The sequence below is a fragment of the Qipengyuania xiamenensis genome, from assembly GCF_019711495.1.
Classification (GTDB): domain Bacteria; phylum Pseudomonadota; class Alphaproteobacteria; order Sphingomonadales; family Sphingomonadaceae; genus Qipengyuania; species Qipengyuania xiamenensis.
Map to the genome: position 1 here is coordinate 215,538 of NZ_JAIGNM010000002.1, position 14,603 is coordinate 230,140.

Annotated in this window: 13 protein-coding genes; 7 read left to right on the plus strand and 6 right to left on the minus strand. The window is 63.2% G+C overall.

All coding sequences use genetic code 11. From position 1 onward, the window contains the following. Positions 1–3: 3 nt before the first annotated feature. Positions 4–1,314, minus strand: a complete 1,311-nt coding sequence (locus K3165_RS09285) for a UDP-glucose dehydrogenase family protein (RefSeq protein ID WP_221548607.1) — start codon at positions 1,312–1,314, stop codon at positions 4–6. After that, positions 1,311–2,117 carry a metallophosphoesterase family protein gene (locus K3165_RS09290; protein WP_221548608.1) on the minus strand — a complete coding sequence of 269 codons (807 nt, stop codon included), beginning with the start codon at positions 2,115–2,117 and terminating at the stop codon, positions 1,311–1,313. The genes K3165_RS09285 and K3165_RS09290 overlap by 4 nt, the downstream gene beginning before the upstream one ends. Before the next feature lie 275 nt (positions 2,118–2,392). Here K3165_RS09290 and K3165_RS09295 point away from each other — a divergent pair, with 275 nt between their 5' ends. Continuing rightward, complete coding sequence (locus K3165_RS09295; RefSeq protein WP_221548609.1) at positions 2,393–3,160, plus strand: TorF family putative porin; 768 nt, start codon at positions 2,393–2,395, stop codon at positions 3,158–3,160. Positions 3,161–3,239: 79 nt separating this feature from the next. After that, on the plus strand, positions 3,240–3,677 hold the full coding sequence (locus K3165_RS09300; protein WP_221432309.1) for a VOC family protein: 438 nt from the start codon (positions 3,240–3,242) through the stop codon (positions 3,675–3,677). 24 nt (positions 3,678–3,701) lie between these two features. On the opposite strand, the gene nhaA is transcribed toward K3165_RS09300, so the two are convergent. Beyond that, a complete protein-coding gene (gene nhaA / locus K3165_RS09305; RefSeq protein ID WP_221548610.1) occupies positions 3,702–4,922 on the minus strand; it encodes a Na+/H+ antiporter NhaA in 1,221 nt (406 codons plus the stop codon). A gap of 117 nt (positions 4,923–5,039) precedes the next feature. On the opposite strand from nhaA, the gene K3165_RS09310 reads away from it, so the two are divergent. The 5 genes from K3165_RS09310 (at position 5,040) to K3165_RS09330 (ending at position 10,583) form a co-directional block, all read left to right on the plus strand. After that, a complete protein-coding gene (locus tag K3165_RS09310; RefSeq protein ID WP_247714055.1) occupies positions 5,040–6,407 on the plus strand; it encodes a glycosyl transferase family protein in 1,368 nt (455 codons plus the stop codon). Continuing rightward, complete coding sequence (locus K3165_RS09315; RefSeq protein WP_221548612.1) at positions 6,404–6,718, plus strand: hypothetical protein; 315 nt, start codon at positions 6,404–6,406, stop codon at positions 6,716–6,718. The genes K3165_RS09310 and K3165_RS09315 overlap by 4 nt, the downstream gene beginning before the upstream one ends. A 90-nt stretch (positions 6,719–6,808) precedes the next feature. Further along, positions 6,809–7,717: a sulfite exporter TauE/SafE family protein gene (locus tag K3165_RS09320; RefSeq protein WP_221548613.1), complete on the plus strand. Its 909-nt coding sequence runs from the start codon at positions 6,809–6,811 to the stop codon at positions 7,715–7,717. Between the two features lie 29 nt (positions 7,718–7,746). Further along, positions 7,747–8,463, plus strand: a complete 717-nt coding sequence (locus K3165_RS09325) for a TIGR02186 family protein (RefSeq protein WP_221549010.1) — start codon at positions 7,747–7,749, stop codon at positions 8,461–8,463. 101 nt (positions 8,464–8,564) lie between these two features. Beyond that, positions 8,565–10,583 carry an ATP-binding protein gene (locus K3165_RS09330; protein WP_221548614.1) on the plus strand — a complete coding sequence of 673 codons (2,019 nt, stop codon included), beginning with the start codon at positions 8,565–8,567 and terminating at the stop codon, positions 10,581–10,583. A gap of 187 nt (positions 10,584–10,770) precedes the next feature. On the opposite strand, the gene K3165_RS09335 is transcribed toward K3165_RS09330, so the two are convergent. The 3 genes from K3165_RS09335 to K3165_RS09345 are packed head-to-tail and all read right to left on the minus strand — an operon-like array spanning position 10,771 to position 14,579. Continuing rightward, positions 10,771–11,505, minus strand: a complete 735-nt coding sequence (locus K3165_RS09335; RefSeq protein ID WP_221548615.1) for a 7-carboxy-7-deazaguanine synthase QueE — start codon at positions 11,503–11,505, stop codon at positions 10,771–10,773. Position 11,506: 1 nt separating this feature from the next. Beyond that, a complete protein-coding gene (locus K3165_RS09340; RefSeq protein WP_221548616.1) occupies positions 11,507–11,866 on the minus strand; it encodes a VOC family protein in 360 nt (119 codons plus the stop codon). A gap of 4 nt (positions 11,867–11,870) precedes the next feature. After that, entirely contained in the window at positions 11,871–14,579 is a 2,709-nt protein-coding gene (locus K3165_RS09345) for a valine--tRNA ligase (protein ID WP_221548617.1), read from the minus strand. Positions 14,580–14,603: the final 24 nt, after the last annotated feature.

Consider the following 14,603-nt stretch of genomic DNA (forward strand, 5'->3'; position numbering starts at 1 on the left):
CGTTCAGCCGCGGCCGATGCTCGTATATTCGAAGCCTGCCGCGCGGACCTCGTCCGGGCGATAGATGTTGCGCAGGTCCACGAGGACGGGTGCCTTGGCGAGGTCCTTCACGCGGTCGAGATCGAGGGCACGGAAGGCGTCCCACTCGGTCACGATGGCGATCACGTCGGCATCCTTGATCGCGGCATAGGGATCCTCGACCATGGTGACCTCGGGCATCAGCGGCTTGGCCAGCTCCATGCCTTCGGGGTCATAGGCTTCGACATTAACACCTGCGTCGGTCAGCGTCTGCGCCACCGCGATGGCGGGGCTGTCACGCATGTCGTCGGTGTTGGGCTTGAAGGTCAGGCCGAGCAGCGCGACCTTCTTGCCGCGTGCATTGTCTGCACCGCCCAGCGCGTCGAGCACCTTGCGGCCCATGGCGCGCTTGCGCGTGTCATTCACCTTGACCACCGCTTCCACGATGCGGGTCGGGCTGTCGTAATCCTCTGCCGTCTTGAGTAGCGCGAGCGTGTCCTTGGGGAAGCACGATCCGCCATAGCCCGGCCCTGCGTGGAGGAACTTGGAACCGATGCGGTTGTCCATGCCGATACCGCGGCTGACGTCCTGCACGTCCGCGCCGACCTTTTCGCACAGGTCCGCCATCTCGTTGATGAAGGTGATCTTCGTGGCGAGGAAAGCATTCGCGGCGTATTTGATCAGCTCGCTGGTGCGGCGGCCGGTGAACAGGATCGGCGATTCATTGAGGAACAGCGGGCGGTACACGGCACGCATGGTTTCGCGGCCGAAATCGTCCTCGGCACCGATCACGATGCGGTCGGGGCGCTTGAAGTCGCCGATGGCGGCGCCTTCGCGCAGGAATTCGGGGTTGGAGACGACCGAGAACTTGTGGCTCGTGCCGCTGTCCTTGAGGATGCGCTCGACCTCGTCGCCCGTGCCGACGGGAACGGTCGACTTTGTCACGACGACCGCGTCATTCGCAAGGTTCTCGCCGATTTCCTTGGCCACGGCATAGACGAAGGAGAGGTCGGCATGACCGTCGCCGCGGCGGCTGGGAGTGCCGACCGCGATGAAGATCGCATCCGCGCCCTTGATGCCTTCGGCAAGGCTGGTGGTGAAGGTCAGGCGGCCAGCCTTGACGTTGCTGCCAACGAGCTCGGCAAGACCGGGTTCGTAGATCGGCATGATCCCGTCATGCAGGCGATCGATCTTGGACTGGTCCTTGTCGATACATACGACGTCGTGACCGAAATCGGCGAAGCAGGCACCCGAAACGAGGCCCACATAGCCCGAACCAACCATTGCGATCTTCATCTACGCATCCCCTTTTCGATAGAAATTTCGCCGTCTTCGCCGGCGACGGCCTGAATTATGCGGCGCCTATCGCCTTCCAGCACCATTGCGGTCAAGCGCCCCGTTCGGAATGCCCCGGTGTCTATTCCGATACGATGTTCACGGTCTTCGACATTCTCGAAGATGGTATGGCCGTGGATGATGACATGGGTGAGGGGTTCTTCGTGGCGCAGGAAGCGCTCGCGGATCCACAGCATGTCCTTGCGCTGCTGCGCATCGACGGGGAACGCCGGATTTACCCCGGCATGGACGAGGGCATAATCGCCCACGAGGATGATTTCCTCGAACGAAGCCAGGAAATCGCGATCTTCCTGCGGGACGATCTTGCGCATCACCTTCTGGACTTCGGCGACCTTGAGCTTGTTGTATTCCTTGCGCTTCAGCCCGTAGCTGAGAACCGTCTCGCGCCCGCCATGCTTGAGGAAGTGGCGCAGGATCTCGTCGTTGTCGAAACCCTGGAGGAACATCTCCTCGTGGTTTCCGGCAAGGTAGCGCACCTTGCGTTTCTTGCCCCACTTGCGGGCGAGCTTGATCACTCCCGCGCTGTCGGGACCGCGATCGACGAGGTCGCCGAGGAACACCACGGTCGTATCGGCAGGCGCTGCGGCGGCATCGTCCTGCTCGATCGCATCCTTGAGCTCTTCGAGCAGGTCGCGGCAGCCGTGGATGTCACCGATAACATACCAGCGTTCGCCATCGGGCACGCGTGCGATGCGTCGTGCGGGCGGCGCCTTGCCGAAGAGTTTGCGGATGGTTTCGAGCATGCTTGCTATGTGCGGGGTCACTTGGGGTGGAGACCACTTAGTGGCCCCGCTCGGAGCCTACAAGCTTTGCCGGACGGGCGGCGGGCTTTCGCAGTTGCACAATAGCCACGCTATATGTTGCAGTAGCGAAAAGTTTTCCCGAACATCTTGCGCGACTCCCGACAGTCATGCACGATCATTTCGATTTCGCCCGAGGATCCTTTCTCAATAAATCCAAGGCCCGGCGAAAACGCAGGTGGGACGAAGCACCAAACCGAACCTTTAAGGAGTTCGAAATGCTCACGTCCTTTCGCGGCACTCTTGCCGCTTCGATTACCGCACTCTCCCTCGGCGTCGCTGCACCGGCGATGGCGCAATCCGCCGACGAGGCGGACGAAACCACCGAAGACAGTGCCTACACCGTATCCGCCAATGTTGCGCTGACGACCGACTACCGCTTCCGCGGCGTGTCGCTCTCGGGCGGCGATCCCGCAATCCAGGGCGGCCTCGACGTCGGCCATGAGAGTGGTTTCTACGTCGGTGTCTGGGCTTCCTCGATCGAGGGCGGCGATGCCTATGGCGAGATGGAATTCGACGTTTACGGCGGCTGGTCGGGCGATGTCGCCGAAGGCGTCACGGTCGATGTCGGCCTGCTCTACTACGCCTATCCCACAGAGGAACTCGGCCTCGATACCGATTACTGGGAGCCCTATGCTTCGGTCGGTTTCAACCTCGGCCCGGCAGAAGCCACGGTCGGTGCCGCCTACGCCTTCGAGCAGGATTCGCTCGGCGGTGACGACAACCTCTACCTTTACACCGACGTCGGCTTCAGCCTGCCGAACACTCCGATCTCGCTGAGCGGCCACCTTGGCTACACCGACGGCGTGCTCGCACCGCCGCTTCTGGCAGGCGATGCGGACGACAGCGGACTCGACTGGTCCATCGGCGCGAGCGTTTCGTCCGGTATTGTGGAAGTCGGGGTTGCCTATGTCGGCGTCGAAGGTCCTTCTATCGACGGTTTCACCGATGACGCGATTGTCGGGACGATCACCGCCAGTTTCTGAGAATTCGCTGGCGATGGTTGGGGGCGCGCTTTCGGGTGCGCCCCTTTTCCTTTGCGTGGTGCACACCTAGATGGCCCGCATGGCCAAATATCTACACAGCATGATCCGCGTTTCCGATCCGGAAGCCACCGTCGCCTTTTTCAAGCTGATCGGCGTCGAGGAAGTCCGCCGCTTCGACAACGAGAAGGGGCGCTTCACGCTCATCTTCCTTGCCGCACCGGGGCAGGAGGGCGTGGCCGAGGTGGAGCTGACCTACAACTGGCCCCCCGAAGACGGCAGCGCGCCCGAAGAATATTCGGGCGGCCGCAATTTCGGCCATCTCGCCTATCGCGTGGAGAATATCTACGACACCTGCCAGCGGCTGGTGGATGCGGGGCACACGATCAACCGTCCGCCGCGTGACGGCCACATGGCTTTCGTTCGCACGCCGGACGGCATCTCCATCGAACTGCTGCAGGACGGCTATCTCGACCCGGTAGAACCCTGGGCGAGCATGGAGAACACCGGCAGCTGGTAAACCGCCGGTAATTCAACCGCGAGCTTACTCCTCGACGTAGGGGTTCTTGGCATCGTCCGGATGATCGGTGGTCATCCGGAGGATGGTGTAACCGACCACAGCCGAGATCAACGAGCCCATGAGGATGCCGATCTTGGCTTCCTCGATCAGCAATGCGTTGCCGGCAAACGCCAGGCCGCTGATGAACAGCGACATGGTGAAGCCGATGCCGCACAGGATCGACACGCCCCAGATCTCGGGCCAGCTCGCCTGGTCGGGCCGCGGCGCGAAGCCAAAGCGGTCGGCCAGCCAGATCGCCGAGAAGATGCCCACCTGCTTGCCGAGGAAAAGGCCTGCTGCAATCGCCAGCGGAAGCGGGGCCAGGATGCCTGCCACGCCCAGATCGCCAAGGTGCACGCCTGCATTGGCAAAACCGAAGACCGGCACGATGAGATAGGCGCTCCACGGAGCGAGATTGTGCTCCATGATCTCGACCATGGTCTCGTCGTCCTTGCCGATCATGGGAATGGTCAGCGCTGCAACAACGCCCGCAATGGTCGCGTGCACGCCAGAATTCAGCACCAGGAACCACAGCACGATCGAAGCGAGGATGAAGGGCCAGTATGCCTTCACCTTCATCTTGTTCATCGCGAACATGGCCGCGGTGACCAGCGCTGCCCCGATCAGCCAGCTCATCTTGATCTTGGCGGTATAGAACAGCGCGATCACCAGCACTGCACCGATATCGTCGACGATAGCGACGGTCAGAAGGAACAGGCGCAACGAGGCAGGTACCCGGCTACCCAGCAGGCCAAGCACGCCCATCGCAAAGGCAATGTCGGTCGCTGCAGGGATGGCCCAGCCGCGCGTCAGTTCGCCTGCGCCTTCAGCATTTACGAAGAAGAGATACACGAGTGCGGGAATTGCCATGCCCGCCGCCGCTGCCAGCACTGGCATGCGGCGTTGCTGCGCGGTCGAGAGTTGCCCCTCGATCCATTCGCGCTTCACCTCCAGCCCGACGACGAAGAAGAAGATCGCCATCAACCCGTCGTTGATCCACAAATGCATCGTGTTCAGCTTGAACACGGAGGCGTCGAACATCTCGCCATGGAAGAGGTGATGATATTCGTCCGCAAAGGCAGAGTTTGCAGCCAGCATCGCGGCAAACGCGACGAGGATGAGCAGGATGCCGGCCGAGGCGTCGCTGACGAACAGCGCGCGGACGGGGGCGAATACGATGCGGAATGCTGAAGGACGTTCACTCATGTCGGGAGGCTCTTTTTCTCAATCGATGCCCCGTTGCAAGGGCGGATTCCGCGCGATAGGGGTTGGGCAGGGGAAAAAGAAGTCGTAACCATCTCGCAGATAACGCTTTTGGAGGTCTTGGCGCTCGTCCAGATCGAGCTGCTGCTGTTCGCAGCTGTCTTCTTTGCAATCGGCCTCGTCGACGAACTCGCGATCGATATCGCCTATGCGTGGTGTCGGCTGACCGGGAGAGCGCGGACACACCGGGTCCCTGAAGAGGCGCTTCCGGACAACATGCTGAGCGGAATGGCCGCAGTCTTCATCCCGGCCTGGCGCGAAGACGCCGTTATCGGTTCTACCATCGTGCATGCGCTGGCTGCATGGCCGCAGGACGACCTGCGCATCTATGTCGGCTGCTATCGCAACGATGCGGAGACGATTGCCTCGGTCGTGGCAGCTGCCCGCGGCGATGAGAGAGTGCGGCTCGTCGTGGTCGGCGAGGATGGCCCGACCTGCAAGGCGCATTGCCTCAACCGGCTTCACGAAGCGCTCGCACAGGACGAGGTGCGTTCGGGCAGGAAAGCGCACATGGTCGTGCTTCACGATGCAGAAGACATGGTCGATCCCGCGGCGCTCACAATTCTGGACCACGCGATCTGGAATGCGGATTTCGTGCAGCTGCCGGTCATGGCGCTGCCGCCGTCCGATTCGCGCTGGATCGCGAGCCACTATTCCGACGAATTCGCCGAAGCGCATGCCAAGCACATGGTGGTGCGCGACGCGCTTGGCTGCGCGATCCCGGGCGCCGGTGTCGGCTGCGCGATCAGTCGGCAGATGCTGGCAAAGCTCGCCGTAGAGGCTGGCGGCCAGCCCTTCGCTCAAGGCGCGCTGACCGAGGATTACGAACTGGGCATGCGTGTCAGCGCAGCGGGTGGTTCGAGCCGGTTCCTCAGACTACGGACCGAAGACGGACGACTGATCGCCACGCGCGCCTATTTCCCGGACGAACTGGTAACCGCCGTGCGCCAGAAGACCCGCTGGACGCATGGTATTGCGCTGCAGGGCTGGGACCGGCTCGGCTGGGAAGGCAACGCCCTGCAACGCTGGATGACGTTCCGCGACCGGCGCGGACCGCTGGTCGCGCTGCTGCTTTTCATCGGTTACGCGCTGTTGGTTTCCGGGGTGGTTGCTGCCTTCGCGTCGCAGGCGGGACTTATGCAGCCTGTAGATCTGTCCCCGGGGCTGGAGGGACTGCTGATCCTCACTTTCGCCGGTCTTGTGTGGCGGACGGGGTTACGCGCCGTTTTCACCGGACGCGAATACGGCCTTGCCGAAGGGTTTCGCGCAATCCCGCGTGTCATCGTTTCCAACGTCATTTCCATCATGAGCGGCAGGCGCGCGCTTGCCGGTTACATCCGCACGCTGAGGGGAGCGCCGGTGGTCTGGGACAAGACAGAGCATTCCGCCCATCCGGCGCAGATATTCACCGAGGAGAAGACGGCATGAGCGCACGGGCGAAACCGGCCAAGGGCAGGCCGCTCGTCTTCCTCGCCACTCTAGGGCTGATCTGGGTGGCTGTGCGCGCGGTCGCCTGGCAGCTGCCGGCAAGTCCTGCTGCGCCCGAAGCAGCGCAACCCGCGCCGCGCCAACTCGCCGCGACCCCTGTCGAGGCGCCCAAGGCAGGCGCGGTCTCCGGGCCTGCAACGCTTGTCGAGGGCCTCGAGCCAGTCCCTGGCGCGCACGAGCACAGCCGTTTCATCGACAGCTCGGTCGCCGCCGGTCACGACATGCTGTGGATGTCCGCTTCGCATGATTGAGAGCTCCGCAGCGCTCTCAAAACGCAGATAGGCAGGGCCGGACAATGGTTCGGCTTTCATACAAGGTCGCCCTGCGATAGGGCGGTCCCTATGGACGTCTACCTGCCCATTGCGAACCTCTCGGTGAACGGTCTCTGGATCGTCGCACTCGGTGCGCTGACCGGCGTCCTTTCGGGCCTGTTCGGTGTCGGCGGCGGGTTCCTGACCACGCCGCTGCTGATCTTCTACGGCATCCCGCCCACTGTCGCTGCCGCATCCGCATCGACGCAGGTGACAGGTGCGAGCGTTTCCGGCGTCATCGCACATGGCAAGCGCAAGGGTGTCGATTACCGCATGGGCGCCGTCATGGTCGGCGGCGGTATCATCGGCGCAGCAATCGGCGCGCTGCTGTTCCGCTTCTTCCGCGCAATCGGCCAGATCGATGTGGTCATCAATGCGCTCTACGTCGTGCTGCTCGGGTCGATCGGCATCCTGATGGCGCGCGAATCATTGCAATTGCTGCGCAAATCCAGCGGCACGAAACAGGCGGCGCGCAGGCGGCATCACCCGCTGGTCGCCAACCTGCCCTGGCGCTGGCGGTTCTACGGCTCGGGCCTGTACATTTCCCCGCTCGCGCCGCTGATCGTCGGCATTGCAGTGGGCATCCTGACCATGCTGATGGGCGTGGGCGGCGGCTTCATCCTCGTGCCCGCCATGCTCTACATCCTCGGGATGAGCGCCAACGTCGTGGTCGGCACCAGCCTGTTCAACATCCTCTTCGTCACCATCGCCACCACGATCATGCATTCGCTGACGACGCGCGCGGTCGATATCGTCCTCGTCGGGCTGCTGCTGATCGGCTCGGTCACCGGCGCGCAGTTCGGTTCGCAGCTTGCCGTGAAGGCCAAACCCGAAGTCCTGCGGCTGGTACTTGCCAGCATCGTTCTGTTGATCGCCTTCCGCATGTTCCTCGGCCTGTTCTACCAGCCCGACGAAATCTACACGGTCTATCCGCTGTGAGGGCGCTGCTGCTTCTCTTCGCCGCGCTGATGCTGAGCGGCCAGCGCGATCCGGTGCTGGTGCCAGAGGTTTCGCAGCACGACGTGCAGGTCCGGCAGGGCTTCACGGGGACCGAACTCCTCCTCTTCGGCGCCGTGCTCGACCCGGCGGGCAGGGCGGGGCAGGACTATGACATCGTGGTGGTCCTGAAGGGCCCCTCCGAACCGATCCGCCTGCGTGAAAAAGAGCGTTTCGCGGGCGTCTGGGTCAATGCCGACAGCAACGATTTCCGCTCCGTACCCAGCTATTTCGCTGTCGCGTCCTCGCGCCCGATCGAGGAGATCGTCGATGCCAAGACCGCCGCGATCTACGAATTCGGCACGGGCTATATCCAGCTGTCGCCCAGCGGCAGCATCAATCCCGAGGAACAGGAGCGCTTTTCGCTCGGGCTCGTGGACCTTAAGCGTCGGCAAGGGCTCTACAAGGAAGACTTCGGCGGCGTGCAGATCAGCGAAGGCGTGCTTTATCAGGCGCGCATCTCCCTGCCTTCGAACGTGACGACCGGCACCTATTCTGCAGAGACTTTCGCGGTCACACGCGGCCGTGTCATTGCCTCCGCCGTAGCTGAAGTCGAGGTGCGCAAGGTCGGGTTCGAACGCTTCGTCGAACTGAGCGCGAACCAGTATGGCCTGCTCTACGGCTTCGTCGCGGTCATGCTTTCCGTCCTGATGGGCTGGGGCGCAGGCCGGCTGTTCGCCCGCCTCTGATCACGGCCAGTCGCGCACCATCGTTGACGCGATTTTAACCGTTTTCCGCCATCACGCTGGTCGAAGGCGCGTGTGCGCCAAACGAGGGCCAGGGCAGACTAATGAACGATATGGGCAACGGAAATTTCGGTTCCTACGATCCGCAGCGCCAGATGGAGGCGGAACAGCCGCAGCGTCGCAGCAACAGCCTGCGCGACCGTATCCGGCGCTCGGCCGATAGCGAACAGGCACCGGCTGCCGCCCAGTCGCGCTCGGGCTATGTCCACCAGCCGCAGGGCGAACAGGCCCCTCCGCAGCCCGAGACCCAGGCGACGCAGCAGCAGGCCGTCAAGCCCGAAGCTCCTGTAGCGTCCCAGCCTCAGCCCCAGCCGCAAGCGCAGGCCGAAGCTCCGGTCGAATCCGCTCCGGCTCCTGCTCCTGCCGCCAAACTTGGCGAAGCGCCGCCGCGTCCTTCGGACCTCGCACCCAAGGCTGCCCCCGAACCCGAGCCGCAAGAGCCCGAGGAAGAGCAGCCCCTCAGCGACAATGCACTCCAGCCCATCGGTGTCGTGCTGGAAATCGCAGGTTCCGGATCGATGATCGCGATCGACCTGCAGCGCCTGACCGAATGCGGCGAGGACCCCGACCCTGCCATCGCCATGGCCGGCCAGGTCGGTTCGCAGATCAAAATCCGTATCGGCAACAGCTGGCTGCTCGCCAGCGTCCGCAACCAGAAACAGGACCGCAAGGCCGGCAGCATCCTCGCCAACATCGACTTCCTCGGCGAAGGGATCGAGGAAAAGCTCACCGGCAAGCTGCACGGTTTCCGCCGCGGTGTGACCCGCTACCCGGTGCCGGGCGCGATGGTCTATCCGGCGTCGACCGCCGACCTGAAGCAGGTCTATGCCAGCGACGGCCGCAGCGCGGTCACGATCGGCAAGGTCTATCCAACCAAGGATATCCGCGCCGGCCTCTATGTCGACGCAATGCTCGGCAAGCATTTCGCGCTGCTGGGTTCGACCGGTACCGGTAAATCGACCAGTGCCGCGCTGATCCTGCACCGCATCTGCGAGGCCGCGCCCGAAGGTCACATCGTGATGATCGACCCTCACGGCGAATATTCGGCAGCCTTCCGCCAGACGGGCGTCATCCTCGACGTCTCGAACCTGCAGATGCCGTACTGGATCATGAACTTCGAGGAACACTGCGAAGTCCTGCTGACCAGCAACGGCAACGAGCGCCAGGTCGATGCCGACATTCTCGCCAAGTGTCTCCTGAAGGCGCGCAGCAAGAGCAAGCTGGCCCAGACCATGGGCAAGATTACGGTCGATTCGCCGATTCCCTACCTGCTTTCGGACCTCTCCAACGAGATCCAGGACCAGATGGGCAAGCTCGACAAGGCGACCAACTCCGCGCCCTACATGCGCATCAAGAACAAGCTCGACGAGCTGAAGGCCGATCCGCGTTACCAGTTCATGTTCTCGGGCATGCTGGTGGCCGATTCCATGGCCGACTTCATCTCGAAGATCTTCCGCATGCCTTCGAACGGCAAGCCGATCTCGATCATCGACGTTTCGGGCGTTCCTTCGGACGTGACCTCGACCGTGGTGGCCGTTCTCAGTCGCCTCGTCTTCGACTTCGCTATCTGGGGGCGCGAGGAAAAGTGTACGCCGATCCTGCTGGTCTGCGAAGAAGCGCACCGCTACGTCCCGAACGAGAAGAACGCCGACGGAAACTCGGTCGGCACCATCCTTTCGCGTATTGCGAAGGAAGGTCGTAAATACGGTATCTCGCTGGGCCTCATCACGCAGCGTCCGTCCGACCTTGCCGAAGGCGTGCTGTCGCAGTGCGGTACGATCATCTCGATGCGTCTGAACAACGACCGAGACCAGGACTTCGTCCGTGCAGCGATGCCCGAAGGTGCACGAGGCTTCCTCGACGCCATTCCGGCGCTGCGCAACCGCGAGTGCATCATCTGCGGCGAGGGTGTCGCAATTCCGATCCGCGTAAGCTTCGACAACCTCGAAGAGGTCAAGCGTCCGGCGTCGGAAGACCCGAGCTTCGTCGAAATGTGGAACAACCCGGGCGGCGAGGAAGACATCGTCCAGCGCACCGTACAGCGCTGGCGTTCGCAGGGCTGATTTTGTCTTCCGCACCGACCTCCGTCGGCGCGACCTCGGCGCTAATCCTTCGCTTCGCTACGGGCGCCTGCGGGCGGGCGGTCGCCCTTGCAGGGCCTCCACCGGCCCGGTTCTTGGTCACGGCAGTCAAAGCGCGACTGCGCGCCGCCGCTACTGCGGCGCCCGGCGTCTGAGGGTCACAAGAGGGCTACGTCCCTCTTGTGTCGCCAAACAAATGGATATGCAGGCGGTCGCTCATGCGGAAGCCGTGCTTCACGCATAGGTCGGCGAGCCATTTCTCCCGCTCGCGCAACGTCTCGCTGTCCGTGCCTTCGGGCATGAGGAAGACGTGGCCGGGCTTGAAGCGATAGCGGTCGCGTAGTGCCAGCACCTCGTCGACGTCCGAGGGTTCTGCAATCACGAACTTGAACCACGCACGCGGGTCGGTGGCATAGGCATCGAGCCGTTCGGGGATCAGCGCTAGTTCGGCCGGATTGCCACTGTGCGACAGTTTCGGGCTGACGTTGAACTGGTCGATCCGGATGTCGAGCGCGGTGCCGGCCTTCGTCGTCCCATTGGTCTCGATCTCGACCGAGATATCGGGCAACAGGTCGAGCAGCTTGGCGAGCGCAGGCGCCTGCAGCAGCGGCTCGCCGCCGGTGATGACGAGGCGCTTTTGACCCAGCGCCGTAATTCGCGCGGCTACTTCTTCCTCGTCCAGCGTGACCTGGTTGGCCTTGCGCTCGTATGTCACCCCGTCGCGGTGCGGACGGTTGTCGCCCTCGAAATGCCAGGTGTAGGCCGTGTCGCACCACTCGCAGGCGAGGTTGCAGCGCGACAACCGCATGAAGGCGACCGGCATGCCGGCGCTCGGCCCTTCGCCCTGTACGGAGGCGAAAATCTCCGGCCCGCCGTCGTCATCGGTGGCGAGGACGAGTGCCATCTCAGCTATACACCGTCACTTCGACGCGCATGCCTTCGGGATCGCGGAAGAAAGTCGCGGTCTCGCCTTCGAAGGCCTGCTTTTCCGGCACTTCGAAACCGGCAACGGCCATGCCTTCGCGCACGGCGTCGAGTGCCGCCATGTCGGGTGCGGTAAAGCCGAGGTGGTTGAGGCCGGGGGCATAGCGCTCGTAATCCGAAGTGCTCGCCTTGGCCTGCTTGAGGTCGATGCTCAGCCCGTCATCGCTCGTCCACACGTGGTCACGCGTCTTGGTGAACCCGATGAGGTCCAGCAAGGCCGCGTACCAGGGCAGGCTTGCTTCTAACGAGCGAACCAGCACCACCATGTGATCGAGCTTCATGCGCCTAACCTAGGCGCGTAAGCGCGGCCTTCAAGCGGTCGATCTCTGCGGTGTGATGCGCGTGGTCGGCGCGGGCCTTTTCGACTGCCTCGGGCTTCGCACGTTCGACGAAGTTCGCATTGCCGAGGCGCCCTTCGAGCGACTTGGCCTCCTTCGTCGAAGCTTCGAGTGCCTTGGTGAGGCGCGCCTTCTCGGCTTCGATGTCGATCACGCCTTCGAGCGGGACGATGAACGCGTCGTCGCCCGCGGCAACCTGCATTGCAGCGCCGCCGGGTGCTTCGGCGAAGTTCACCGGCGTGAGGCGTGCGAGGCGTTCGATAGCCGCTGCGTTCTCCTCGACGACCTTGCGGCCCAGCGTCGATGGCGAGGGGCAGAAGGCTTCCAGCTTCGCGCCCGGGGCAATGCCGAGCTCGTTCTTGGCCGTGCGTACCGCACTGGTGAGCGCGATCAGCCAGTCGATCTCGGCCTTCGCTTCGGCGTCGACCTCTGCCTGCGGATCGGGCCATTTGGCGGTGATCAGCGGGTAGTCGGGGCGGTCGCCCTGCTTCGACCACAGCTCTTCGGTGATGAAGGGCATGAAGGGGTGGAGCATGACGAGGATCTGGTCGAGCGCCCAGCCGGCGACGGCCTTGGTTTCCTCGTCGAAATTGCCCTTGATGAGCTCGATGTACCAGTCGCAGAAACGGTCCCACACGAAGTGGTAGATCGTGTTCGCGGCGGCATCGAAGCGCAGGTCGGCCATCGCCTGTTCGAGCGCATTCTTGGTCTCGACGACTTCGCCGATGATCCACTTGTTGACCGCTTGCGTGGCGGCGGGCGCGGCGATGCTGGTGCTCGCGCCGATACCGTTGGACTGGCAGAAACGCGTTGCATTCCAGAGCTTTGTCGCGAAGTTGCGATAGCCTTCGACGCGCTTCTCATCCATTTTGATGTCGCGGCCCTGGCTTTCCATGGCCGACATGAAGAAGCGCAATGCATCGGCGCCATACTGGTCAATGAGGCCGAGCGGGTCGACGACATTGCCCTTCGACTTCGACATCTTTGCCCCGTCCGCTGCACGCACCAGCCCGTGGAGGTAAAGCCGCGGCCACGGCGCTTTCCCGGTCAGGTGCATGCCCTGCATCATCATGCGCGCATCCCAGAAGAACAGGATGTCGAAGCCCGAGATCAGCAGGTCGTTGGGATAGTGCTTGTCGAGCAGGTCGGTTTTGTCCGGCCAGCCGAGCGTCGCGAAGGGCCAAAGCGCGGACGAGAACCACGTGTCGAGCACGTCGTCGTCGCGGGTGAGGGCGACGCCATCACCGGCCTGCGCCTGAGCCTCTTCCTCGGTCATTGCTACATAGGCCGTGCCCTCGGCGTCGTACCACGCCGGGATACGGTGACCCCACCAGAGCTGACGGCTGACGCACCAGGGCTGGATGTTTTCCATCCAGTTGAAGAAGGTCTTTTCCCAGCTCTTCGGGACGATCTCGATCGTGCCGTCCTTCACCGCCTCGATCGGCGCCTTGGCGAGCTTTGCGGCATCGACATACCACTGGTCGGTTAGCCAGGGCTCGATCACCACGCCGCCGCGGTCGCCGAAGGGAGTTGCGATTGTGCGTGGTTCGGCGTCGAGTTCCTGATCCTCGCCCTTCTTGGTCTTGGCGATATGCGGGATGAGGTAGCCTTGTTCCTTGAGGCGCTGGACCACCAGTTCGCGCGCACCGTCCACCCCGTCGCGCTTGAAGCGGTGGAGGCCGATGAATTCGTCCGGCACCAGCCCGTCGGCGGTCTGGCAGACGTTCGCCTCGCCATCGAGCATGTTGAGCATTTCAGCCGGCTTGAAGCCAGCGCGCTTGCCCACGTCGAAGTCGTTGAAGTCGTGGCCCGGCGTGATCTTCACGCAGCCCGAGCCGAGTTCCGGATCGGCATGCTCGTCGGCCACGATCGGAACGCGGCGGCCGGTGATGGGTAGCACGATGTGCTTGCCGACGACCGATTTGAAGCGCTCGTCATCGGGATGGACCGCCACTGCCATGTCGGCGAGCATGGTCTCGGGCCGCGTCGTGGCGACGACGAGGTGATCCTTGCCCTCCGACGTCGTGACGCCGTCCTCGAGCGGATATTTGAAGTGCCAGAACGAGCCCTTCACATCGGTCGTCTCGACTTCGAGGTCCGAGATCGCAGTCTTCAGCTTCGGGTCCCAGTTCACCAGCCGCTTGTCGCGGTAGATCAGGCCGTCGTTGTACAGATCGACGAAGGTCTTGAGCACGGCGTTCGAGAAATGTTCGTCCATCGTGAACTGCTCGCGGCTCCAGTCCATCGAACAGCCGAGGCGGCGCAGCTGGCGCGTGATCGTGCCGCCGCTTTCCTCTTTCCATTCCCAGACCTTGCCCACGAAATCCTCACGCGAGTAGTTCGTGCGCTTGTCCTGCTTCGCTTCCATCTGGCGTTCGACCACCATCTGCGTCGCGATGCCCGCATGGTCGGTGCCGACCACCCACAGCGCATCCTTGCCGCGCAGGCGTTCGTAGCGGATCACTACGTCCTGCAGCGTGTTGTCGAGCGCGTGGCCGATATGGAGCGAGCCCGTGACATTGGGCGGCGGGTTCACGATGGTGAAGGGCTCGGCATCGGGCCGCTCGGGGCGGAACAGGCCGTTTTCTTCCCAATGCGCGTACCAGCGCTGCTCGATATCGGCGGGATCGAAGGTCTTTGAAAGCTCGGTGGTCATGACAGGGCCTTTGCCAGCCCATTT